Below are 20,164 nucleotides of genomic sequence, written 5' to 3'. Positions count from 1 at the left end.
AGATATGCGCTGTCCGTATTGCGGAAGTGTTGACGATAAAGTGGTAGAATCCCGAACACTCGGGCAAGGCGATTGTATTAGGCGGAGACGAGAATGTCTCAGCTGCGGGTACCGCTTTACCAGTTATGAGCGGATAGAAGAAAAACCGCTGATGGTGGTTAAACGAAACGGACGGAGGGAACCCTTTGACCGCGCAAAATTGGAACGGGGCATCGAACGCTCACTGGAAAAGCGTCCCGTTTCGATGAACGAGATTGAAAACATCGTTAGCGATATTGAAGATGCGGCGATTATGAACAGTAAGAGCGCAAAAGAAATCAAGAGCACGGAACTGGGCGAAATGGTACTTGCACGATTGCATTCACTTGATAAAGTCGCCTATATTCGATTCGCATCGGTATATAAGAAATTTAATGACCTTGATGAGTTTATCAACGAAGTACAAAAAATACATGTCAAATATGGGGAGGAAGAAGAACATGGATCAAGCGGTATTTCCTGAATGGACAGCCTTTTTAGGAGACACAACGATAGAAACAAAGCCGGTATTGCGGTCGGTAGTAAAACGGTCGGGTGATATTGAAGTTTTTAATCGGAATAAAATAAAGATAGCCATTCAAAAAGCAATCGAGGCGGTTACCGGTTCTGCAGATGAAGAAAAAGCCGACTCGCTGACGGCTGCAGTGGAAGAGAAACTGACAGAGTTGATGGCTTCGCGCCATGCACATTCGATTCCCGCAATCGAGGAAATTCAGGATATTATCGAAAATGTCTTAATCGAACGCAATGAGGCAGGTATTGCAAAAGCTTTCATCCTCTACCGTGCAAAACGGGAAGCTGTCCGCGATGCGGAACGGCTGATGATCGATATCGACAAAACGATGAACGGCTACTTGAGTAAAAGCGATTGGCGGGTCAACGAGAATGCCAATGTCAACTTTTCGCTCGGCGGTCTCATTTTGCATAACTCCGGTACGATAACGGCAAACTACTGGCTTAAAAATATCTACACGCCGGCAATCGCCGAAGCGCATCAGACGGCGGCTTTCCATATCCATGATCTTTCGATGTTTTCGGGCTATTGCGCGGGCTGGTCGCTCCGGCAGCTCATCCAAGAGGGTTTGGGCGGCGTTCCCGACAAGATTACGTCGAAGCCTGCGCGCCATCTTTCCACCCTTATTCAGCAGATAGTAAACTTTCTCGGCATTATGCAGAACGAATGGGCGGGAGCGCAGGCATTCAGCTCCTTCGATACCTACCTCGCACCCTTTGTAAAAGCCGACAAGATGGACGAAAAGAGTGTAAAGCAATGCTTGCAAAGTTTTATCTACGGGGTTAACACGCCGAGCCGTTGGGGGAGTCAAGCGCCGTTTACCAATATCACGCTCGACTGGACATGCCCCAAAGATCTTGCCGATAAAAAAGCAGTGGTCGGCGGAAAGGAAACCGATTTTACCTACGGCGATTGCCAAGCGGAAATGGATATGATCAATAAGCTCTTTATCGAGCTGATGCTGGAAGGCGATGCGGCAGGGCGCGGTTTTCAGTACCCTATTCCAACCTACAACATTACCGAAGACTTTAAGTGGGACAGCCCGAACGCCACCCTCCTTTTCGAGATGACGGCAAAGTACGGAACGCCGTATTTTCAGAATTTTATTAACTCGGATCTTAACCCGAGCGATGTTCGCTCCATGTGCTGCCGCCTACAGCTGGATAAGCGCGAACTGCGGAAACGGGGCGGCGGTCTTTTCGGCTCCGACGAATTTACCGGCTCCATCGGCGTAGTTACCATCAATATGCCGCAAATCGGCTACCTTGCGCGCACGGAAAAAGAATACTTTGACCGCCTTGACTATCTGATGGAACTTGCCAAAACCAGTTTACAGATTAAGCGCAAGGTGATTCAGCGGCTGTTGGAGGGAGGCCTTTTCCCGTATACGCGCCGGTATCTTCAACACTTAAACAACCACTTTTCTACAATCGGGATTTGCGGCATGAACGAATCGTGCCTTAACTTCCTCGGGGAAACTATCGTCGGAGACGCCGGTAAGGCCTTTGCCGAAAAAGTGCTGACCCACATGCGCAAGCGGCTCGCTGATTTTCAGGAACAGACGGGCGACCTCTTTAACCTTGAAGCAACCCCCGCCGAAAGCACCTCATACCGGCTTGCGCGACATGACAAGCAGCAGTTCCCCGACATTATCACCTCAGGTGAACGCGACCCCTACTATACCAATTCAAGCCAGCTGCCGGTTTCGTATACCGCCGATGTGTTTGAAGCCTTGGATCATCAGGAAGCCCTGCAGCGTAAATACACCGGCGGTACGGTATTCCATATCTTCTTAGGCGAATCGATTAAAGAGTGGCAGGCGTGCCGTGATTTGGTTAAAGCGGTTGCTTCCCATTACCGTATCCCGTATTTTTCCATATCGCCGACTTTCTCCATCTGCCCCACGCACGGGTACATCGACGGAGAGCACTTTGAATGTCCCTTGTGTAAGCGCGAAAAAGAAGCTGAACTGGAAGCCCGCTTACGTAAACTGGAAGCGGAGAAGGAGGCCTTGGGCTACTAGCCTAAGAGTTTTGCTCCGAAAACATGAACGCCCCTGTTACCGCTAACGGCAGCAGGGGCGTTTTATCTTATGAAATGCTTATGGAAACCTCTAAAACTTCCATTTTTAGAGACGCTCTATCAGCAGTTCATTCAGGAACAAATATTAGAAATTAATGCAATTCTTCAAACCCGTAGACTTCTTCTTTCGTATTAAAGAAATAGTTATAGGATTTGGAAGCCTCTACCGTAATTTCCTGTTTGCTTGCACCGTAAGTTGTGGTAACGGAGCGGTAAAAGAAACCGGGACGAGTTTTTGAAAAAGACGATTCGACAATATGGGTTCCGGGAGTAACATAGAATCCGGTTGAAAGCTTTTCTCTAAAGTAGAACGGACGTTCCCCGTCGACACTGCTGACGGTTATCTGCTGAGCCGCACTCGCCAGATAACCGGTTACCGAACTCGTTTTACCGATATACACTTTTACCGCATCGGGATGTTCATTCAGCCAATTTGTAACGCGCTGTTTATCCTTCTTTGTTTTAAAGATTGCAAATGCAAAATAAGCAAGCAGCCCTATCGGAATAAGGATAAAATAATAGATATGTGAAAAAGTTGTATTACTCATGATGGTGTCCATGTGTTTTCTCCTTTACGGTTGTCAATTTAGCCGGTTCATCAGTATTGTCCGTGCTGAGTTTGGTTACGGAATCTCTATTGATTCCCAAATCATCCAATAACTTTATAAACTGCGTAATACCGATTAATTCGCAGTCAATCAGTTCTTCATTTTCTCCCTGCCGGGTAAGATAGAGCGAGCATTCCGTATCCCCGCCGGAACTAACGGTTTTTGCCCGTATCGCTGTAGCGGAAATCGAATAGGTATCGATTTTATTACCCTTTTTTATTGTCAATGTATCGCCGTCGGTTTCTATAACAATCATATTACCGATAATTACCAACCAAACATAGCCGGCGAAAGTTGCTAAAGCTATCAATAGCAATAATACGGAACTTTTAAGCCAAATTGATGCAATAAAAGTCACAAAGAGAGCGGCTCCCGCACCAAAAACAAGATTCACAAGTACTCTGTGCGGGCGTGTCTTATAGACATTGCTCATTTTTTTCCTCCTATAAAAATTTCAGGAATCGAAGGAATTATTATAATTGAGCCACTCACTTTGTCAACCCAGTCTAAATTTCTTTTCAATTTTTAGACTGCTTTATGCCGATTAACCGGAGATATTAGACATCCGTTTGATTGACCGCTTGATACTTTTCTTCCTGTTTGGAAACAATAAGCGTTCCGACAACATCGCCTGTTACATTGATGCAGGTTCTTCCCATATCAAGCAATGCATCGATTCCAAGAATCATCGCATAGGCTGCCGCTACGGCAGAACCTTCAGTGAGTTTTAAACCGCAAGAGTCGAGTACCATTAGCAGCATAATAGCTCCCGACCCCGGAACACCCGCAGTACCGACCGCTGCCAATGTTGCCGTAAGCACAACGGTAACCTGCTGTGAAATACTCAGCGGAGAGCCGATTGCATAGCCGATAAACATCGCGCAAACACCGAGGTAGATAGCGGTTCCATTCATATTTATTGTTGCACCAAGCGGCAGTGTAAATGAAGAAATACTGCGCGGAATCTCCAAATTTTCTTCCGCCACGCGCATGGTAACCGGCAACGTTCCTGATGACGAACGGGTTACAAAAGCGGTAATCATAATCTCGTGAATCTTTTTAAAAAAGGTTATCGGAGAAACCTTCGATGCGGTAAGAATAGCGCCGTACACCACAATCGTCTGTACTACAAAGCCGAGATAGGCACAGAGAGTAACCATTAAAAGAGGTCCTATCGCCTGCGGTCCTTGCTGGGCAAATACAATGGAAATTAAAACGAATACACCAATCGGTGCATATTGCATAATTCCGCCGACGATTTTATACATTGCCTCAGCCGCCCCGTTACAACCGTAAAACACCGTATCACCGCTTTTACGGAGTAACTCGTCTTTGGAACCACGGACAAAAGAAACGGCAAAACCGAACAGCATTGCAAATAATATGATGGGCAGCATATCCCCTTGAGCCAATGCCTCCATCGGATTAGTCGGGATCATTTTTAAGAGAATTTGATTCATTGCAGGCGCTTCGCTGATCTTCGCCTTTGCAGCTGCCGAACCGACAACCGAAAACCCGAAGCCGGGGCGCAGTAGATTAGCAAATACAAGCCCGACGAATACGGCAAGCGCACTCGTCAATAAATAGTAGATAATGATTTTAACACCGATCCGTCCCAATTTTGCCGGTTCGATACTGGCCGAACCGCAGATAATCGAAAACAGGACAACCGGTACGACAATCATTTTCAGCAGCCGGATAAATACATCACCGAAAAACTTCGTATAGGTAACGTAAGGCTGCACCGCATGGGGAAAGAAGCCGAGAATAATACCGGTAATTGCACCGAGTATAAGAGCAGCAAGAATTCGCTTTAAAAGATTGGAATCCAGATACAACCTTAATGCATTTTTTCTCATCATGAGCCTCCTTTAATTACAACGGGATAGCTCTAAAAACGGAAGATGTAAGAGCCTCCCGATAGTATGATTCTATTATACCCCCTATCCGGCCTGAATGCAAACAAATTGTTGTTCATATAATGATAGAAATGGAGAATGCCCTTCGTAATTGAGAAAATTCGACAATCATTTTTTATCTTGATTTATTTGCAATTATCTTATTTTGCCGGATGAATTCGATTTGTTTTTACGAGTACGGTACATCTCAGATAAGTCGAGACCAAAGAGAAAATTAATAGGCTTACACAAAAAACATAGCGGATGATAAAAAAGAACGGCATCAAATATATACTACAGAGCACAATCACCGTAGGTAAAATATAAAATCCTATAGCCGTATACCGACCAATACGGTCAAACATAAAAATATGAGACCGGTACTGTACGCGTTTTATCAGTAGAGAGGTCAAGATAAATTCAAAAAGTTTTACGGTAATAAGAATCAGCACCCAAATAGGTAAACAGCCTAAGCGGTACAGTGCGTAAGTTGAAGTCATAATATAGAAGAAGTCACAGATGACATCTGCTATTGCACCAATGCCGCTTTGAACATGAAATGCACGGGCACATTTTCCGTCCAAAAAATCACTTACGGCAATACCCAAGAATAAGCAGAGATAATAAATACCGCGGATAGTTCCCGCTGTTATTTCCATATAAGCAAAGACGGATAACGGTATTCTGGATAATGTTAAACAATTAATCAGCACAAACGCTGCATATTTTTTTCCGGTAGTGTACATATTTTATTTCCTTATTTTACTGAATGAATATTATTTAACATTCATTCAGAGTATAGTCATTATTGATGAATGTGTCAATAATAGCATAGAGCATCTTTTAAAAATCTATACCTGAGTTTTTAATTAATGAAAGAAAACGAGAATCTGACCAATTATATGCATGGTAAATTGCTAGTGTCAAAGGGGGTACTGCAGGCTGAGCTTCATTATTGTACATTCTTACACGAGTATTTATATTTTCATTTGTAAGTTTAGAAAGACGTGCATAATCCTTTTCGACTTCTTTACATGAACAATTTTTTCTACTGTAAGCATAACAAAATGCCATTGAATGCCCAGGGCGGACGCTTCGAGTCGATGTTGCAGGACTTAAGAAAAAAGTCTTTTACTTCCTGCTCCATAAGCGGATGATTTCCTTTAAGAGCTAGAATATAATCACTATCTTTTGCAATTTTTATCAAAAATACAATGAATTTTACACAAAAGTGATTGTTACTATTTCAAACCTTTAAAATCATCTACTTTAATCTGCTTGCTATCAATTCCCTGTTCCTCAAGTAACTTTTTTATCATTTCAACATCATCAGATTGACCAGCCAAAAGATAGATAGCTTTATTACCATATTTATCAACTATATTTTTTAAGGTTTCTTGGCTTTGGGAGAGGCTGGTGCTTTTGTCATAATTCAGTTCGACGTATTTTTGAGCCGTTTGAGACAACTCTTCATCAAAAACCGTTACACCCTTATCCAAATGACTCAGAATAATATCTCGTTTGCCAGCCCACTCTTTGATAATTGGTCGTATTGCAGCAATACCTACATCAGAGGCAAAACAAACAAGTGGCTCTTCGCCATCTGTAACAGATAAATGAGAGTCAATCCAACTCATCGCAACCTTACTTCCTGCTGGTAAATTGGTCAAAGTTTTCTTATATAAACTACTACTATTGTGAGTCAAAATAAGGATTTCATTCTCATCAGGATTGGAAGCTATTGTCAGCCAGTAACGGTTTTGCTTGTTTTTATCACCGCTCGTTGTAGCACCGGATACTGCATCTGTAGTGTCTTGATTACTCTCCTTAATATCGCGTAATGTAAACTGAGCAAAAGAACCGGCTTTCCATGTCATATTAGTAGGTTTCGTCAAATGTATTAAGTAAAGGTCACCATTGAAATTTTCAATGGATTTTAAAGACAAAGCTTGACTACGTCCAAGATGGGTTATCACACCCCAAGAAATAAGGCATATAGCTACCAGAATAGATACAATAATTATCAGCATTTTTTTACCTCTTTTCATTATTTTCCTCATTTCCAAAATTTAAAGGATAGCCAAGTAGCCAGTGCAATAACAGGAATAAAGCCAATCAGTTTGATAAGCAAATCAGTATCAGGTAGACTGTAAATATAAATCATGGTAGTCAATGCCGCTAACCAAATACCTACGATTTGCAGAAAGGCAGGCAAGCCGGCAATCATACATAACCCTATAGCCAGCAAAATCATACCTCCAGTCGCAAAGGACATAAAATTAGGGTTTGATAAATCAATCTGTTGTAGTGTAGCCCCCCCAATAATGACCAAAATACCAATAACGGCAAGAGAAATTCCTGTAATACCTAATCCATTCATTTTTTTCACTCCTTGTTTGTCCATGATAACATCCCCTTTATTATATTATTGAATGAATAAAATATAAATTCATTCATATATTTCCAAAAAATAAAGAAATTAATTCTTTTTATAAAAATTTTGTCCTTTCCATTAAATAGTATCAAATATAGCATATCCATTTACTCTATAATCTGTTCTATCTCACCTATAAGAATAAAATGAGGTTCCCAGCCACCATGTCCATCAGTATAGATATCCGGATACGATTCATAGTAATCCCTTATTTCCTGTACAAAACTCTCCTTGTCAAACTGTTGCTTACAAAGCTTTTTACATAAAAAAGTCTGCTTTGCCTCTTTAAATCCCATGGTCTTACCTATAGGAATTGCCATAAGTCCGGCATTTTCTATTTTATTTTCATTTCTTCCTGAATGACTTCCAAGGTATGCAAGTGCCTTTTTATATTTCGGATCAAAAAAGCTTACAGTAAAGTATTCACTATCATCAATAAACTCAGCTGTATATCTTGACGGGTGTATATATAGGGTTACAGTCGCCTTACTTTTTCCCGGTGCTCCCCAGATATTTCCAAGGCTGCCCCATGACACAAGGCAGGCATTGAACTTTTCCCTGTTTCCTACCGTTACTGCCGCCCATTCACTGTCAAAAATATCAAACGGTTTGTACCCTTTTTTTCTAAATTCCATGGACATCCCTCTTTCTCCAATTCACCTATATTATATTTGTTATTTAAGAATGCCTTTAATGAAGTAAGTCGCAAGCATTTCAACAGTTTTACTGACTCCCGGAAAATCATTTTCTGTGATGTGCATATCCATATAGTAGAACAGATTATAAACTTGCAAGATTTCTTGAATTTTTTTCTGAGAATATCCTTCTTCCACCATACGATTAGTAAAGGTCTCCACTAAAAACTGATGAAAGGGATTCGCAACTTTGCCCTCTTCCGAAGAATAATATTTATGCAATTCATCAGAAATAAGAGGATTGTACCATTCCGTAAGAATTTTATTGGAAGAAACATAACTTCGTGACCGTCTGAAAATCTGACTGACAAGTCCAACCATATCATTCATTTGCCAATCCAGCTCGTTTATCATTGCTTGACGTACACGATTATTCTCATCTACATAAACATCTAAAAAAATAGCTTCTTTACTGTCATAGTAGTTATAAAAAGAGCCAACTGCTACACCGGCTTGCTCGGCAATTTCTGCAATTGCTGTTGCCTTATATCCTTTTTTAGAGAATACATCGTAGGCTGCGGTCTTTAATGCCTGTTTTTTATCCAATTAAATAGACCTCCTTTTTATACTATGAATGAATAATTCGTTGTATTCATTCATAGTATATCAGACTATAAATAACTTGTCAATAGATAAAAAATATAAACCATTATTTTATTCTTAGTTGTCAAGACATATGTAGAAATCTTTCTATATTTATGGTATAATGTATTAATAAATTATATACACGCTTATGTTTGCTATCTAAATCATTCTTTTGTAGCTTTTGTAGACAAACTAAGGAAAGTCAATATCAATTTAAAAAATGGCAAATATTATTTTTTGCTACTGAAAAATTAAAAAAGTGCATAACAAATAGACCTCATAAAAGTTCTATTTTGAGTCTTAATTGTCAACAATTTATGCAGCTATTTTATTGTTTTCTCGAATTAGTCTTTGATGTTCTTCGGGTGTTCTTAACTCAAATGATTTTTGGTTTCTAAGAACAGCAAAAATCATTTGAACCATCTTTCTCATAATTGCACACATTACAACTTTGTACGGTTTTTCAGCTATTTTCTTTTCAAAGTCAGTTCGCATAATAGGATTGAAATGCTCTCTGTTGCGATTCGGATATACATTAGACTTTGCCAACATATGGAGAATTAAGCGGTTGATGTGTTCTACGATTTCATCTGTCAATTCTTTGTGTTGTCTGCAAAGCTTTTTGACCTGATATTCCGGAGTGTTCATCGCTTATGTTGTACAGTCTTTGCAAAATGATGACCTTAAACATCAGCACATAATCATACGCTGGTCTTCTTATGCTGTGCCCGGAATCAGGAACACGGAGTTCAGTTTTACCTCATACGGTAGTAAGCCGCTTATCTTAATTACACTTGACATCTTCACTATGCTTGCATATTTCTTCCGATTGTAGTAAACTCCGTCTTACAGTTTAATATTACACCGTAATATTAAACTGTAAGACGGAGGGTGATTGTATACCAAGGAATTTTCAGCAAACACACGAAAATCTGCTGCAATGTGCAAAAGAGCAGTTTTTAGCATTCGGCTTTGAGCGGGCAAGCATTCGGGAAATTTGCAAGGAAGCTCATGTAACCAACGGCGCATTCTATAATCATTTTACGGATAAGGAAGCGCTCTTCGGCGCCATAGTAGACCCGGTTTTTCAAACTATTTCTCAAATGTATAACGATGCCGCAGCGGAGCAGTTCGCATTAGTAAAAAACGATGATCTTTTACAGCTGTGGAGACATGAAGAAGAAACCTTGTGCAGCATGATCGAGTATATCTACGCACATTTTGAAATATTTCAGCTTTTGCTGATGTGTTCAGCCGGTACAAAATACGCAGATTTTCAAGATATGGTGGTACGTGCCGAAATGCGGGAAACTAAAAAGTTCCTTGTCGAATTAAAGCGGCGGGGTATTCCTTTTCGGGATTTGGAAGATGATGAATGGCATATCCTTGTGCATGCGCATTATGCTTCCCTTGCCGAACTTGTGTTGCACAATTATCCAAAAGAAACCGCATTAAAATATGCTCATACGCTCGCCGCTTTTTTTGAGGCGGGGTGGAAAGCGGTTTTAGGGTTCCGTAATGGGAGAATAAAACTACGGCAGCGATTTTGATCTATCAGGAGATAGTAGGCATCTTTTAACAACTCTGGTTAGATTTTTTATAGAGAGGAGAATATATGGATATTTTAAAAAAGCATATCGGCGCAATCATCTTTTCGGTGGTTGTCGCAATTATCGGTGTTGCGTGCAGCATTGTGCCCTACTTTGCTGTTGCATCTATTGTGACACAGCTGATAAACGGCGCAACGGATTACCGCATTTTCTTACCGTATGCAGGACTTATTTTTGCAGGCTTTGCCGGGGCGATTATCGGACATTCGGTATCTACCATTGGTTCGCACAATCTGGCATTCAGCATTATTGAAGATACGCGGAAGCGGGTGGTGGAAAAATTAAGCCGTCTTTCGATGGGTACGATAGAAGAAAAAAGCAGCGGCAAGTGGTCTCAGTTTGTGGTAGAAACGGTGGATAAAATGGAAAAGCCGATTGCGCACGTTATCCCCGAAGTACTTGCCAACGTTATCATTCCGATTGTTATTGTCGTTATCATTTTTATACTGAACTGGAAGATCGCTCTTGCAAACCTCGTAACGCTGCCGCTCGGTATGCTCTTTTCGATGCTGATGATGAAAGACTATGAAGCAAAATCGAAACGGTACATCGAAGCATCGAAAAAAATGAATGCCGCTGCGGTCGAATATATTCAAGGGATAAAAGTGATCAAGGCGTTTAACAAATCGGCATCATCGTATGATAAATTCCAAAAAGCGGTGGAGGATAACCGGGACTCAATGCTCGACTGGTATTTGAGCGTGTGTTTTGCGATGACCGCTGCGATGGAAGTGCTGCCGTCTACGCTCCTTGTCGTACTGCCGGTCGGCTTGTATCTGTTTATGACCGGCGGCATTACACTGCCGGTGCTGATTATGTGCGTGCTGCTTTCTTATGCGTCATATAAACCGCTCCTTAAAGCAATGGCGTACATGGACACAATGGCGAATGTGCGTGTTGTGTTCGGTGAGATACAGTCGGTACTCGATTTACCGGAGCTGGTTCGGCAAGACACCGCCCCTGCACCGCACGGCTTTGATGTGCGCTTTGAAAATGTGGTATTCGGCTACGGCGGAGCGCTGTGCGAAACAGCCGGTGCCGCTGCCAAGGATCCTGCGGCAGGCAGCGCGGTAAACGGTGCAGCTGCCAAAGACAGCACAAAGGTGTTCGATGGATTGAACTTTACCGCCAAAGAAGGCGAGCTGACCGCGATTGTCGGCTCTTCCGGCAGCGGTAAGTCTACCATTGCAAAACTGCTGGCAGGCTTTTGGAATATCGACAGCGGACACATCACCATCGGCGGCGCTGATATCGGGAGTATGAGCTTGGAACGGAATATGCAGCTGGTTACCTACGTGTCGCAGGAAAACTTTTTGTTCAATAAGACCATTCGGGAAAACCTCAAGATGGCAAAAGAAGATGCAACCGATGCGGAAATCGAAGCCGCCTGTACAAAAGCCAGCATTCACGACTTTATCAAAAGCCTGCCCGACGGGTATGACACCAATGCGGGAAACGCAGGCAGCAAGTTTTCAGGCGGCGAGCGGCAGCGGCTCACCATTGCCCGTGCCTTACTAAAAGACAGTCCCATTGTGGTACTCGACGAGGCAACCGCCTACTCCGACCCGGAAAACGAAGCCATTATCCAGCAGTCCATCGATAACCTCGTAAAAAATAAGACCGTTATTATGATTGCGCACCGGCTTTCCACGATTGTCAATGCCGATAAAATCATCGTACTGGATAAAGGAAAAATCGCCGCTGAGGGAACGCATACCGAGCTGTTGCAACGTTCACCGCTCTATCAAAAAATGTGGCAGTCTCATATCAGCAGCAGGGATAATTAAGAATTATATTGGAGAAATACATGATACGAACTATACAGCTAACAGATGCAAAGGCTATTCGTGATATCAGCGAATTTTCGCTTGGATATAAAACAACAGAAACGGTAACCGAACGGCAGATTGCAAAACTCATCTCCGATAACCGGCATTTTATACGGGTGTACGAAGATAATGAAACGCACACGGTGGTAGGCTTTATTCATGCCGAAGCGTATGAATTACTGTTTGAAGAAGCGGGGTTCAACATTTTAGAATTGGCAGTCAGTTCCGAACACCAGCACAAAGGTATCGGCAAACAGCTGTTGGGTGCTGTAGAAGCAGAAGCTGCTGCGCGGCACTACCGCTTTATCCGCCTCAACTCCGGTGAGCACCGCACGGAAGCCCATGCGTTTTATGAACACTGTGGCTACAAATGTACCAAGCTGCAAAAACGCTTTATAAAGGAATGGTAAAACTATGTTTGATTTATTGAAGAAGATTTACGCGATTGCGGGGAAGCAATCAAAGCGTATAACAACGATGTTTATTTGCGATATGCTCAAAAGCATATTCGAAGGTTTTACCCTCGGCGGACTTGGATATTTTTTGCTAACGTTGAGCCGTGCGGTGTTTCAATCACAGCCGGTTACACGGAGCAATATTATCACGGTGTTCTGCATTATGCTTGTCAGCCTTACGGGAAAAATTATTTTCGGCTATATTTCCGACCGCAATAAAAATATCGCCTCGTATACGATGGGAGCGGAGAACCGGCTTGTCATCGGAGATAAACTGAAAAACGTACACATGGGATATTTTTCCGAAAGTAAACTCGGCGATATTTCGGGAGCGTTGACAACGGTGATCACCGATGTTGAAACCATCAATATGATGATTCTCGAAATGATGTTTGCAGGCGGTATTCAAACGGTGATCATGGCGCTGTTTGTATTCCCTTATGATATGACGACCGGCTGTATCATCTTTATTACCCTTGTCGTGGCGATTGTATTCAACAATCTATTCCAAAAGAAGACCGATGCGGTAACGACAAAACTGACGGAGCTGAAGCTGCAACTGCATACCGATGTTCTGGAGTATGTGCAGGGAATCGGTGTGGTCAAGGCATTCGGAAGAACAAGCGAAGCGATAAAAAACGTAACGGAGAGTATTAAAAAAAGCAAAACCGGTTTCTTTGCGGTAGAAAAAACGCTCATGCCTTCATTGCTGGTTTTTTCGCTCCTGCTAAAACTGGGGACAACCGCAATTATTGTAAGCGCCTTATATCGGTATTCAGCTGGGGCGATCGATGTGGAAAAAACGCTGATGCTGATTGTTGCGAGCTTTGTGGTATTCGGCGGATTTGAAATAGCCGGTACGATGCAGCGGATGCGCGGTGTTGCGGTACAGAATTTGGATACGCTGTTTACGGTTAAAAATATTCAAGCCTTACCGGAAGGTTCGCTCCTGCCGCAGGGAAATGACGATATCACTGTCAAAAATATTACCTTCGGCTACGGCGGAAATGAGCAGCCGGAAGAAAAACTTTTCCGCAATGTGGATATGAGTATTCCGAAAAACAGCGTAACAGCCTTGGTCGGGTATTCCGGTTCGGGAAAGACCAGTTTGTGTCAGCTGATTGCCCGCTTTTGGGATGTCAATTCAGGGGAAATAAAACTCGGCGATACCAATATAAAAGACTTTGCGTACGATGCGTTTTTATCAAACTTTACGTTTGTATTCCAAGATGTCTATCTCTTTGAAGATACAATAAAAAACAACATCAAATTCGGAAAACCGGATGCAACCGATGAAGAAGTTATTGCAGCAGCAAAAGCAGCGCAGTGTCACGACTTTATTATGGAACTGCCGAACGGTTACGATACCGTACTGCAGGAAGGCGGCAGCAATCTTTCAGGCGGGGAGCGCCAGCGTATTTCCATTGCACGTGCAATGCTCAAGCCGAGTTCCATTGTCATCCTCGACGAAGCGACTTCCAGTGTCGATCCCGAAAATGAAGAAAAACTGATGAGCGCCCTTGATGAATTGCTGAAAAACAAAACCGCAATCATCATCGCACACCGGCTTTCAACTATCAAAAATGCCGATCAAATATTCGTCATGGACAAGGGCAGTATCGTCCAGCACGGCACCCATGCCGAACTCGTGCAGCAAGACGGTATTTATGCACGCTTTGTCGGTATGCGGGAAACCGCTGCTGCATGGAAGGTGTAAAATAATTGATAATGTTCTAATGTGTAATTGGTAATTAGTGCAATCCTTAAGTGTACAACATTACCAATTATACATTGACTGAATTATCCGGCTGTACGAAATTTTGACGGAAGTGTGAGGTATATATTGACAAGTGTTACAGTTAAAGAATTGTTGAATAGCGACAAACCCGAAGAGCTATTGGAAGCGGCATACCCGTTTGCCCATCTGATGATGCAGTATCGCTGTGCTATGCGAGAGGTTCAAACAAAACTGGAAGTCCTTAATACTGAGCTGTCGATGGATCAAGACCGTAATCCTTTTGAATCCATCACCTGTAGAATCAAAAAACCGATCAGTATTCTCGGCAAATTAAAAAAGATGGGACTGGATGTATCGCTCGAAAATATCGAACGTCATTTACATGATGTGGCGGGCATTCGGGTTATCTGCACGTTTCAAAAGGACATCTATATCCTTGCCGATAAATTATGTGCACAAGATGATATAAAACTGCTTGCCCGCAAAGATTACATTAAAAATCCAAAACCGAACGGGTACCGCAGCCTGCATCTGATTGTCGAAATTCCCGTTTTCTTCGCAGAAGGGAAAAAGTATATGCAGGTAGAAGTACAATTCCGTACAATCGCGATGGACTTTTGGGCAAGTGTCGAGCATAAGATATATTATAAAAAAGAGATCGACCGTAACACCGCTCAAATTACGGAAAAGCTCCGGCTCTGTGCGGAAAACATCAACCTGATTGCAACGGAATTGGAAGATATCAGCAGAGAAATAGAAATACAAGAAGAACAGGATCGTCCGCTAGCCTAACAGTCCGATGCGTTTATACTGACATTTCCTATTGTGCTATTCCTTTTGCAATAAACACTTCTTGCCAAAATGCATTTTCTGCTGTGATCGTTACAATACCGTCAAGCGTATTGGTCCCTTTGCTGATATACACATCGATTCCGTTTACTTCAAATTTATCATAGTTATTAAGGTCTTTCGGCATTCCGACAAGCACGGTCGGATCTACAATAGTACCGCCTCACGATGCGCCCATCGCGATACAATACACCGCAGTCGCTTTTTGCTTACTCAGCGCTGCATGTGCTTTATCGTCAATCACCACATGCGCAACAGGCCTTTCGGCCCATACAGCGGTTTGTGTACGTTTATCCGCCGTACAAGTTTGAGCGGTATCTTGCCGTGCCTCACGTTTACATGCAATACAGCCTAATATCAGCAAAACCAAACCTACATACGAAAAATTTTTTTATATATTATCATCGTTAACTCCTCTAAACCAGAATCACCGCCTCTGTTTATACCTCAACCTTTCTTTTTAGAAGCCATGCCGAAGCAAAAAAACATGCGATGCCTATCCCCAATGAAATGAACGTCGAAACGATAGGGACGTTAACAACCATACTCGGATATGATGCGACCTGTGCTGTATACTTAATACCGGATACGGTAATGGGACAATAGGAGCCTAACGCCCGTCCGACCATTGCCTCAACTCTGCCGGTCAAAAAGAGTGTACCGGTAAAAATAAGAATAAAGCCTACGGTCCAGACTCCCCGCATCCGTTTAATATTAAAGGAACGCATCACCGTTTGAACGGCAAGCGCAACATTTCCAATAAATATGAATGACACTAAAGAGCCGAACAGCATAAAAACAAGGAGCGGAAAATTTTTAAGGAAAATAAGAGTAAGAATATCTCCCGCAACACGAAAAAACTGCTGACTCGTAAAACCGATATAATGATATGTCCACCCTATTCCAACTGCTATTAAAAAGGCTCCTGAGACAAACATACAAATCACCAATTCGGCAAGGCCGCATAGTATTCTGCCGAGTAATATAAATTCGGTACGAACCGGCAGTGTCAGCATAAGATAGCTCTCATCGGTAAATAGTAATGTCCGTGCGTAACCGCTGCTGCACCGAATAAATAGGAAGAGCGGAATTACCGTTAAGGCTATCACGGTAAGTACAAACCATAACATATAAAACCCGTTAAATATGTTTTTAGTAAAGGCTAAAAAGAGCAGCTCAACACCGCTCATACATGCCATAACGGCACAGCTTAAAATAATACTCGGCAGCCGCTGCAAAAAAGTATATTTAAAAATCCGGTTCATTTTTTTCCCCTTTAGCCGAAAATTTCGAGATACAACTGATACATCGATTTTTGATGCGCTTCCCTTAGTTGTTCCGCATTGCCTTGCATGGCAATTGTTCCTTTGCGCAAAAAAGCGACATCGGTAAACACATGCTCAACATCCGTAACCAGATGGGTACTGATGATAATTGCACTGTTTTCCGTCCATGTTTTAATGATCGTTTTGATAATCCTTTCACGGGCAACAGGATCGGTGCCTCCTAAGGGCTCATCAAGCACGAACAGCTTTGCCGTCCGCGAAAAAGTGAGCGTTAAATTCATCTTTTCGATCATACCTTTCGACATTGTTTTAATCGTTTGCTTTTGCTCGAGTTCCATGAATTCAAGCAATTCCAAGGCTTTATTCCGGTCAAAGTCATCAAAAAAATCCTGATAAAACTGAATAACATCGAGTGCAGTCATCCGCGGATACAAGCAATTCCGGTCGGGTAAAAACGAAACCATACGCTTTGTTTCAAGCCCAATCGGTTGACCGCACACCCGAACATCGCCGGAGGTTGCATGAAGCAATCCTGCAATAATCTTCAAAAAAGTAGTTTTACCCGAACCGTTCGGACCAAGCAACCCGAGTATCGAACCTTCTTCTATCGCCAAAGAAATACCATTCAAGACAGGTTTGGTAAAATAGGATTTCTTTAGCCCGTCTACCTCTAAAATAACACTCATATTGTAAACTCCCTTCTTATTTGCCCACGCAAAAGCCTGAGAATATTTTATCTAAGATATCATCGGAGTGCACTTCGCCGGTAACGCTTCCAAGCGCATGCACCGCCTCTTCCACATCCTGAATGACGGCATCGAGCGGATATCCGCTGTGCCCTGCTTCAAGTGCGTGGTGTGCTGCTTCAAGCGCGGCGGTTACCGCTTCCTTTTGCCGCTCCGTCCCGAGCGAGATGCCTGCGTCCTGCATCGGCAGCGCGGTATCCGCCGTAACGAGCCCGGCAACCGTATCGATCAGCGTATCGAGACCGGCTCCCGTTTTCGAGCTCAAACTCACGGCGGGATACCGCTGCAAAGCCGCCGGCAATGGTTCCGTTTGCCCCTTATCCGCCTTGGTTTGCACGATAATCAGCGGCACGGTATTCCGTTCGATAAACGCACTATCTTCTTCGGCCGGCGGCTTTGTCCCGTCAATCAGATACAGCACAATGTCGGCTGCCGATGCCAGTTCAACGCTGCGCTGCACGCCTATCGCTTCGATTGTATCTTCCGTAGCGCGGAGACCGGCAGTGTCGAAAATATGTGCAGGAATACCTTTAAAATCGAGTTCAGCTTCAAGCCAATCACGGGTTGTTCCGTGAATATCAGACACGATAGCGCGATCTTCTTTTAACAGCGCATTAAAAAGAGAAGATTTTCCTGCGTTTGTTTTGCCTGCAAGCACAAGGCGCACACCTGCCTGATATATTTTTTCCGTTTGCCACGAATCGGCGAGCTGCTGCAAGGCCGAAAGAGGTTTTTTCAGAAGTGCTTCGTTAAAACTGTCTGCAATCGTTTCCTCATCTTCGGGATATTCGATGCCCACTTCAAGAGCGGCAAGAGCTGTCATTAAATCTGTTTTGATTGTTTCAATTTCACGGAATACGGTACCGGAAAGCCGGCCGGCAGCCTTTTGCTGCGCCGTATTTGTTTTTGAATCGATAATTTCCCGCACCGCTTCCGCGCGGGTTAAATCCGTTTTGCCGTGTATAAACGAACGAAAGGTGAACTCGCCTCGCTCCGCTTCACGGAAGCCGTTTTTGATGCAGAGACGATAAATCGCTTTTACTACACCTGCCCCGCCGTGACAGAGGATTTCAACGGCATTTTCACCGGTATTGCTTTTCGGAGCACGATACACGCAGAGGACAACCTCATCGACTTTCACCCCCTCATCGTGTATCCACCCGTATACCAGCGTATGCCCCTCTGCCTGCAACAATGCCTGCGGACGGGAAAAAAAACGGGAAATAAGCTCAAGGCTTCGAGTTCCCGATGTCCGCACAATACCGAGTGCTGCGGGCGCCAATGCTGTTGCAATAGCGGCAATTTCGTCATCAAGCGTATAATTCAAAAAGCGACATCCTTTAGTGCTTGAGAGGAAAGAGTTTAACAAAGTTTTCCAAAATAACTGCCGGAGCAGGTTGTGCATCCAAGGTTATGAGCAGTTTTTTATTTTGATAAAACTCTATTAAAGGAAAGGTTTGCTCTCGATAGGTTTCAAGCCGCTTTACAATTGCTTCTATTTTATCATCCTCGCGGATAACCAGTGTACCGCGGCAATTGTCGCAAACACCTTCGACCTGTGGTTTCATAAACTCAATATGAAAGTTCTTACCGCATGAGGGGCACAGCCGCCTGCCTGACAGCCGTGTTATTACTGCTTCATCCGAAATATCAAAATTGATGACAGCATCGAGCCTGCAAAAATCTTCCAAAATTTCCGCCTGTGCGATTGTACGCGGGAAACCGTCTAAAATAAAACCGTTACGCGCATCATCATGAGTAAGGCGCTCTTTTACCAAAGCAGCCGTTGTTTCATCATCAACAAGCGCACCGGAATCGATAATCTTCTGAATTTTTTCCCCTAATGGAGTATGATTCTTGATAGCAACACGGAACATAGATCCCGTAGAAATATGAGGAATACCGTAATATTTTGCAGCCTCCAACGCCAATGTTCCCTTTCCGGCCCCCGGAGGACCTAAAAAAACCAATTTCATATATAACCTCTAAACGAAGTTGTTATAGGGCATCTCTAAAAAACAGAGGTCTTTAGAGGCTTCCTATACTCTGCTAAAAAGATATAAATCGGGTAAAGTATGACAGCTTTCAACATCAAGATCCCGCTTTACACTTGCATCACTCATTAAACCGAGTTTAAAATGGTAGTGAATAGGATCATATCCATCCTTATCAGCATGAATATAAAAGTTAAAAATACGCTTTTCACCTAATTCCGATGCAAGTACGGGAAACGGCCAAAACGTATACGTGCCGGGCGTCTTATGAGAAATCGTATACGGATTATCCCACAGATGATTCATCTGTGCAACCAAGGTGTTTTCCAGATATAAAGCGACAGGTAAATCGGAAACGGGAGCAAATGTTTGACCGTCCAAGACTCGCCCCGTGATGGTTGGAAAATTAAATACATGACCGGAAGGCAGGACTTGTTCAGAGGACGTATGGGAACGCTTGGTACTCAAAACAGTTTTCATACCTTCAAACGCCAACGCTGAAACATCGGCAAGCAGCTGATTTTTTTCCGACTGATCAATCTGCAAAAAATGCGCCATACCTCTACCGGAAGTCGTATACCGCGGTTTAATCCGGTTCAAAACATAACAAACCGTATCCAAACGGCATTGCATACAATTACAAGTAAACCATGATTCATTCTTTTCTTTTGCAGCATCGAAAACTTTATTCACTTCGTTGTATACGAAATCTTCCATAAGGTTATGTATTGTCATTACGAAGGCTCCTATTTAATCAGTGTAACGCAACATTATAGATTTTGCAAGCTGCTTCATAATAGTT

Annotated in this window: 22 protein-coding genes and 1 pseudogene; 8 read left to right on the top strand and 15 right to left on the bottom strand. The window is 43.0% G+C overall.

The window, feature by feature from the left end; translation table 11 throughout:
• Positions 1-4 precede the first annotated feature (4 nt).
• The gene (nrdR, locus tag QI63_RS10350) at positions 5-502 is read left to right on the top strand and encodes a transcriptional regulator NrdR (RefSeq protein ID WP_044016142.1); all 498 of its coding nucleotides are present in this window, start codon (positions 5-7) and stop codon (positions 500-502) included.
• Positions 480-2,576 (top strand): ribonucleoside triphosphate reductase, encoded by a 2,097-nt coding sequence (locus QI63_RS10345; RefSeq protein ID WP_044016139.1) that lies wholly within the window; start codon positions 480-482, stop codon positions 2,574-2,576. Before nrdR ends, QI63_RS10345 begins: the two co-directional genes overlap by 23 nt.
• Positions 2,577-2,727: 151 nt before the next feature.
• Here the strand turns inward: QI63_RS10345 and QI63_RS10340 are convergent, their stop codons facing one another.
• The 9 genes from QI63_RS10340 to QI63_RS10300 form a co-directional block, all read right to left on the bottom strand.
• Positions 2,728-3,195: a hypothetical protein gene (locus QI63_RS10340; RefSeq protein WP_044016137.1), complete on the bottom strand. Its 468-nt coding sequence runs from the start codon at positions 3,193-3,195 to the stop codon at positions 2,728-2,730.
• A complete protein-coding gene (locus tag QI63_RS10335; RefSeq protein WP_044016135.1) occupies positions 3,176-3,676 on the bottom strand; it encodes a Got1/Sft2-like family vesicle transport protein in 501 nt (166 codons plus the stop codon). The genes QI63_RS10340 and QI63_RS10335 overlap by 20 nt, the downstream gene beginning before the upstream one ends.
• Before the next feature lie 124 nt (positions 3,677-3,800).
• The gene (locus QI63_RS10330) at positions 3,801-5,105 is read right to left on the bottom strand and encodes a dicarboxylate/amino acid:cation symporter (RefSeq protein ID WP_044016133.1); all 1,305 of its coding nucleotides are present in this window, start codon (positions 5,103-5,105) and stop codon (positions 3,801-3,803) included.
• Between the two features lie 197 nt (positions 5,106-5,302).
• Complete coding sequence (locus QI63_RS10325) at positions 5,303-5,887, bottom strand: CDP-alcohol phosphatidyltransferase family protein (protein ID WP_044016131.1); 585 nt, start codon at positions 5,885-5,887, stop codon at positions 5,303-5,305.
• Between the two features lie 495 nt (positions 5,888-6,382).
• Positions 6,383-7,189 (bottom strand): ferredoxin reductase domain-containing protein, encoded by an 807-nt coding sequence (locus QI63_RS10320; protein WP_044016129.1) that lies wholly within the window; start codon positions 7,187-7,189, stop codon positions 6,383-6,385.
• 8 nt (positions 7,190-7,197) lie between these two features.
• On the bottom strand, positions 7,198-7,545 hold the full coding sequence (locus QI63_RS10315; RefSeq protein WP_044016128.1) for a hypothetical protein: 348 nt from the start codon (positions 7,543-7,545) through the stop codon (positions 7,198-7,200).
• 137 nt (positions 7,546-7,682) lie between these two features.
• Positions 7,683-8,210 (bottom strand): flavin reductase, encoded by a 528-nt coding sequence (locus tag QI63_RS10310; protein ID WP_044016125.1) that lies wholly within the window; start codon positions 8,208-8,210, stop codon positions 7,683-7,685.
• Positions 8,211-8,249: 39 nt separating this feature from the next.
• On the bottom strand, positions 8,250-8,816 hold the full coding sequence (locus QI63_RS10305) for a TetR/AcrR family transcriptional regulator (protein WP_044016123.1): 567 nt from the start codon (positions 8,814-8,816) through the stop codon (positions 8,250-8,252).
• 354 nt (positions 8,817-9,170) lie between these two features.
• Positions 9,171-9,503 carry a hypothetical protein gene (locus tag QI63_RS10300; RefSeq protein WP_044016121.1) on the bottom strand — a complete coding sequence of 111 codons (333 nt, stop codon included), beginning with the start codon at positions 9,501-9,503 and terminating at the stop codon, positions 9,171-9,173.
• A gap of 221 nt (positions 9,504-9,724) precedes the next feature.
• On the opposite strand from QI63_RS10300, the pseudogene QI63_RS13455 reads away from it, so the two are divergent.
• The 6 genes and pseudogenes from QI63_RS13455 to QI63_RS10275 form a co-directional block, all read left to right on the top strand.
• Positions 9,725-9,916, top strand: a pseudogene (locus tag QI63_RS13455) (TetR/AcrR family transcriptional regulator); the annotation flags it as partial.
• A gap of 42 nt (positions 9,917-9,958) precedes the next feature.
• Complete coding sequence (locus QI63_RS10295; RefSeq protein ID WP_235619692.1) at positions 9,959-10,405, top strand: hypothetical protein; 447 nt, start codon at positions 9,959-9,961, stop codon at positions 10,403-10,405.
• Between the two features lie 65 nt (positions 10,406-10,470).
• Positions 10,471-12,252 (top strand): ABC transporter ATP-binding protein, encoded by a 1,782-nt coding sequence (locus QI63_RS10290; RefSeq protein WP_044016118.1) that lies wholly within the window; start codon positions 10,471-10,473, stop codon positions 12,250-12,252.
• Between the two features lie 20 nt (positions 12,253-12,272).
• Complete coding sequence (locus QI63_RS10285) at positions 12,273-12,704, top strand: GNAT family N-acetyltransferase (RefSeq protein WP_044016116.1); 432 nt, start codon at positions 12,273-12,275, stop codon at positions 12,702-12,704.
• Between the two features lie 4 nt (positions 12,705-12,708).
• Entirely contained in the window at positions 12,709-14,466 is a 1,758-nt protein-coding gene (locus QI63_RS10280) for an ABC transporter ATP-binding protein (RefSeq protein ID WP_044016114.1), read from the top strand.
• Positions 14,467-14,592: 126 nt separating this feature from the next.
• Entirely contained in the window at positions 14,593-15,279 is a 687-nt protein-coding gene (locus tag QI63_RS10275; RefSeq protein ID WP_052185544.1) for a GTP pyrophosphokinase, read from the top strand.
• A 28-nt stretch (positions 15,280-15,307) separates the two neighbouring features.
• On the opposite strand, the gene QI63_RS13475 is transcribed toward QI63_RS10275, so the two are convergent.
• The 6 genes from QI63_RS13475 to QI63_RS10245 form a co-directional block, all read right to left on the bottom strand.
• The gene (locus QI63_RS13475) at positions 15,308-15,706 is read right to left on the bottom strand and encodes a CC/Se motif family (seleno)protein (protein ID WP_304413153.1); all 399 of its coding nucleotides are present in this window, start codon (positions 15,704-15,706) and stop codon (positions 15,308-15,310) included.
• A 70-nt stretch (positions 15,707-15,776) separates the two neighbouring features.
• Positions 15,777-16,601: a hypothetical protein gene (locus QI63_RS10265; protein ID WP_044016110.1), complete on the bottom strand. Its 825-nt coding sequence runs from the start codon at positions 16,599-16,601 to the stop codon at positions 15,777-15,779.
• A gap of 11 nt (positions 16,602-16,612) precedes the next feature.
• Positions 16,613-17,308, bottom strand: coding sequence for an ABC transporter ATP-binding protein (locus tag QI63_RS10260; protein ID WP_044016108.1), 696 nt, complete (start codon positions 17,306-17,308; stop codon positions 16,613-16,615).
• A 16-nt stretch (positions 17,309-17,324) separates the two neighbouring features.
• Complete coding sequence (gene mnmE, locus QI63_RS10255) at positions 17,325-18,695, bottom strand: tRNA uridine-5-carboxymethylaminomethyl(34) synthesis GTPase MnmE (protein ID WP_044016106.1); 1,371 nt, start codon at positions 18,693-18,695, stop codon at positions 17,325-17,327.
• A gap of 13 nt (positions 18,696-18,708) precedes the next feature.
• Positions 18,709-19,344 (bottom strand): adenylate kinase, encoded by a 636-nt coding sequence (locus QI63_RS10250; protein WP_044016103.1) that lies wholly within the window; start codon positions 19,342-19,344, stop codon positions 18,709-18,711.
• 63 nt (positions 19,345-19,407) lie between these two features.
• The gene (locus QI63_RS10245; RefSeq protein ID WP_044016100.1) at positions 19,408-20,097 is read right to left on the bottom strand and encodes a late competence development ComFB family protein; all 690 of its coding nucleotides are present in this window, start codon (positions 20,095-20,097) and stop codon (positions 19,408-19,410) included.
• Positions 20,098-20,164 lie beyond the last annotated feature (67 nt).

The organism is Treponema sp. OMZ 838 (genome assembly GCF_000775995.1).
GTDB lineage: Bacteria > Spirochaetota > Spirochaetia > Treponematales > Treponemataceae > Treponema.
This window is presented reverse-complemented; position numbering and strand designations above follow the sequence as displayed.

Bases quoted from the DNA above. Each gene is read 5' to 3' on its own strand.
- nrdR (WP_044016142.1), top strand. From the start codon at position 5: ATGCGCTGTCCGTATTGCGGAAGTGTTGACGATAAAGTGGTAGAATCC.
- QI63_RS10345 (WP_044016139.1), top strand. From the start codon at position 480: ATGGATCAAGCGGTATTTCCTGAATGGACAGCCTTTTTAGGAGACACA.
- QI63_RS10340 (WP_044016137.1), bottom strand. From the start codon at position 3,195: ATGGACACCATCATGAGTAATACAACTTTTTCACATATCTATTATTTT.
- QI63_RS10335 (WP_044016135.1), bottom strand. From the start codon at position 3,676: ATGAGCAATGTCTATAAGACACGCCCGCACAGAGTACTTGTGAATCTT.
- QI63_RS10330 (WP_044016133.1), bottom strand. From the start codon at position 5,105: ATGATGAGAAAAAATGCATTAAGGTTGTATCTGGATTCCAATCTTTTA.
- QI63_RS10325 (WP_044016131.1), bottom strand. From the start codon at position 5,887: ATGTACACTACCGGAAAAAAATATGCAGCGTTTGTGCTGATTAATTGT.
- QI63_RS10320 (WP_044016129.1), bottom strand. From the start codon at position 7,189: ATGAAAAGAGGTAAAAAAATGCTGATAATTATTGTATCTATTCTGGTA.
- QI63_RS10315 (WP_044016128.1), bottom strand. From the start codon at position 7,545: ATGGACAAACAAGGAGTGAAAAAAATGAATGGATTAGGTATTACAGGA.
- QI63_RS10310 (WP_044016125.1), bottom strand. From the start codon at position 8,210: ATGGAATTTAGAAAAAAAGGGTACAAACCGTTTGATATTTTTGACAGT.
- QI63_RS10300 (WP_044016121.1), bottom strand. From the start codon at position 9,503: ATGAACACTCCGGAATATCAGGTCAAAAAGCTTTGCAGACAACACAAA.
- QI63_RS10295 (WP_235619692.1), top strand. From the start codon at position 9,959: ATGTATAACGATGCCGCAGCGGAGCAGTTCGCATTAGTAAAAAACGAT.
- QI63_RS10290 (WP_044016118.1), top strand. From the start codon at position 10,471: ATGGATATTTTAAAAAAGCATATCGGCGCAATCATCTTTTCGGTGGTT.
- QI63_RS10285 (WP_044016116.1), top strand. From the start codon at position 12,273: ATGATACGAACTATACAGCTAACAGATGCAAAGGCTATTCGTGATATC.
- QI63_RS10280 (WP_044016114.1), top strand. From the start codon at position 12,709: ATGTTTGATTTATTGAAGAAGATTTACGCGATTGCGGGGAAGCAATCA.
- QI63_RS10265 (WP_044016110.1), bottom strand. From the start codon at position 16,601: ATGAACCGGATTTTTAAATATACTTTTTTGCAGCGGCTGCCGAGTATT.
- QI63_RS10260 (WP_044016108.1), bottom strand. From the start codon at position 17,308: ATGAGTGTTATTTTAGAGGTAGACGGGCTAAAGAAATCCTATTTTACC.
- QI63_RS10250 (WP_044016103.1), bottom strand. From the start codon at position 19,344: ATGAAATTGGTTTTTTTAGGTCCTCCGGGGGCCGGAAAGGGAACATTG.
- QI63_RS10245 (WP_044016100.1), bottom strand. From the start codon at position 20,097: ATGACAATACATAACCTTATGGAAGATTTCGTATACAACGAAGTGAAT.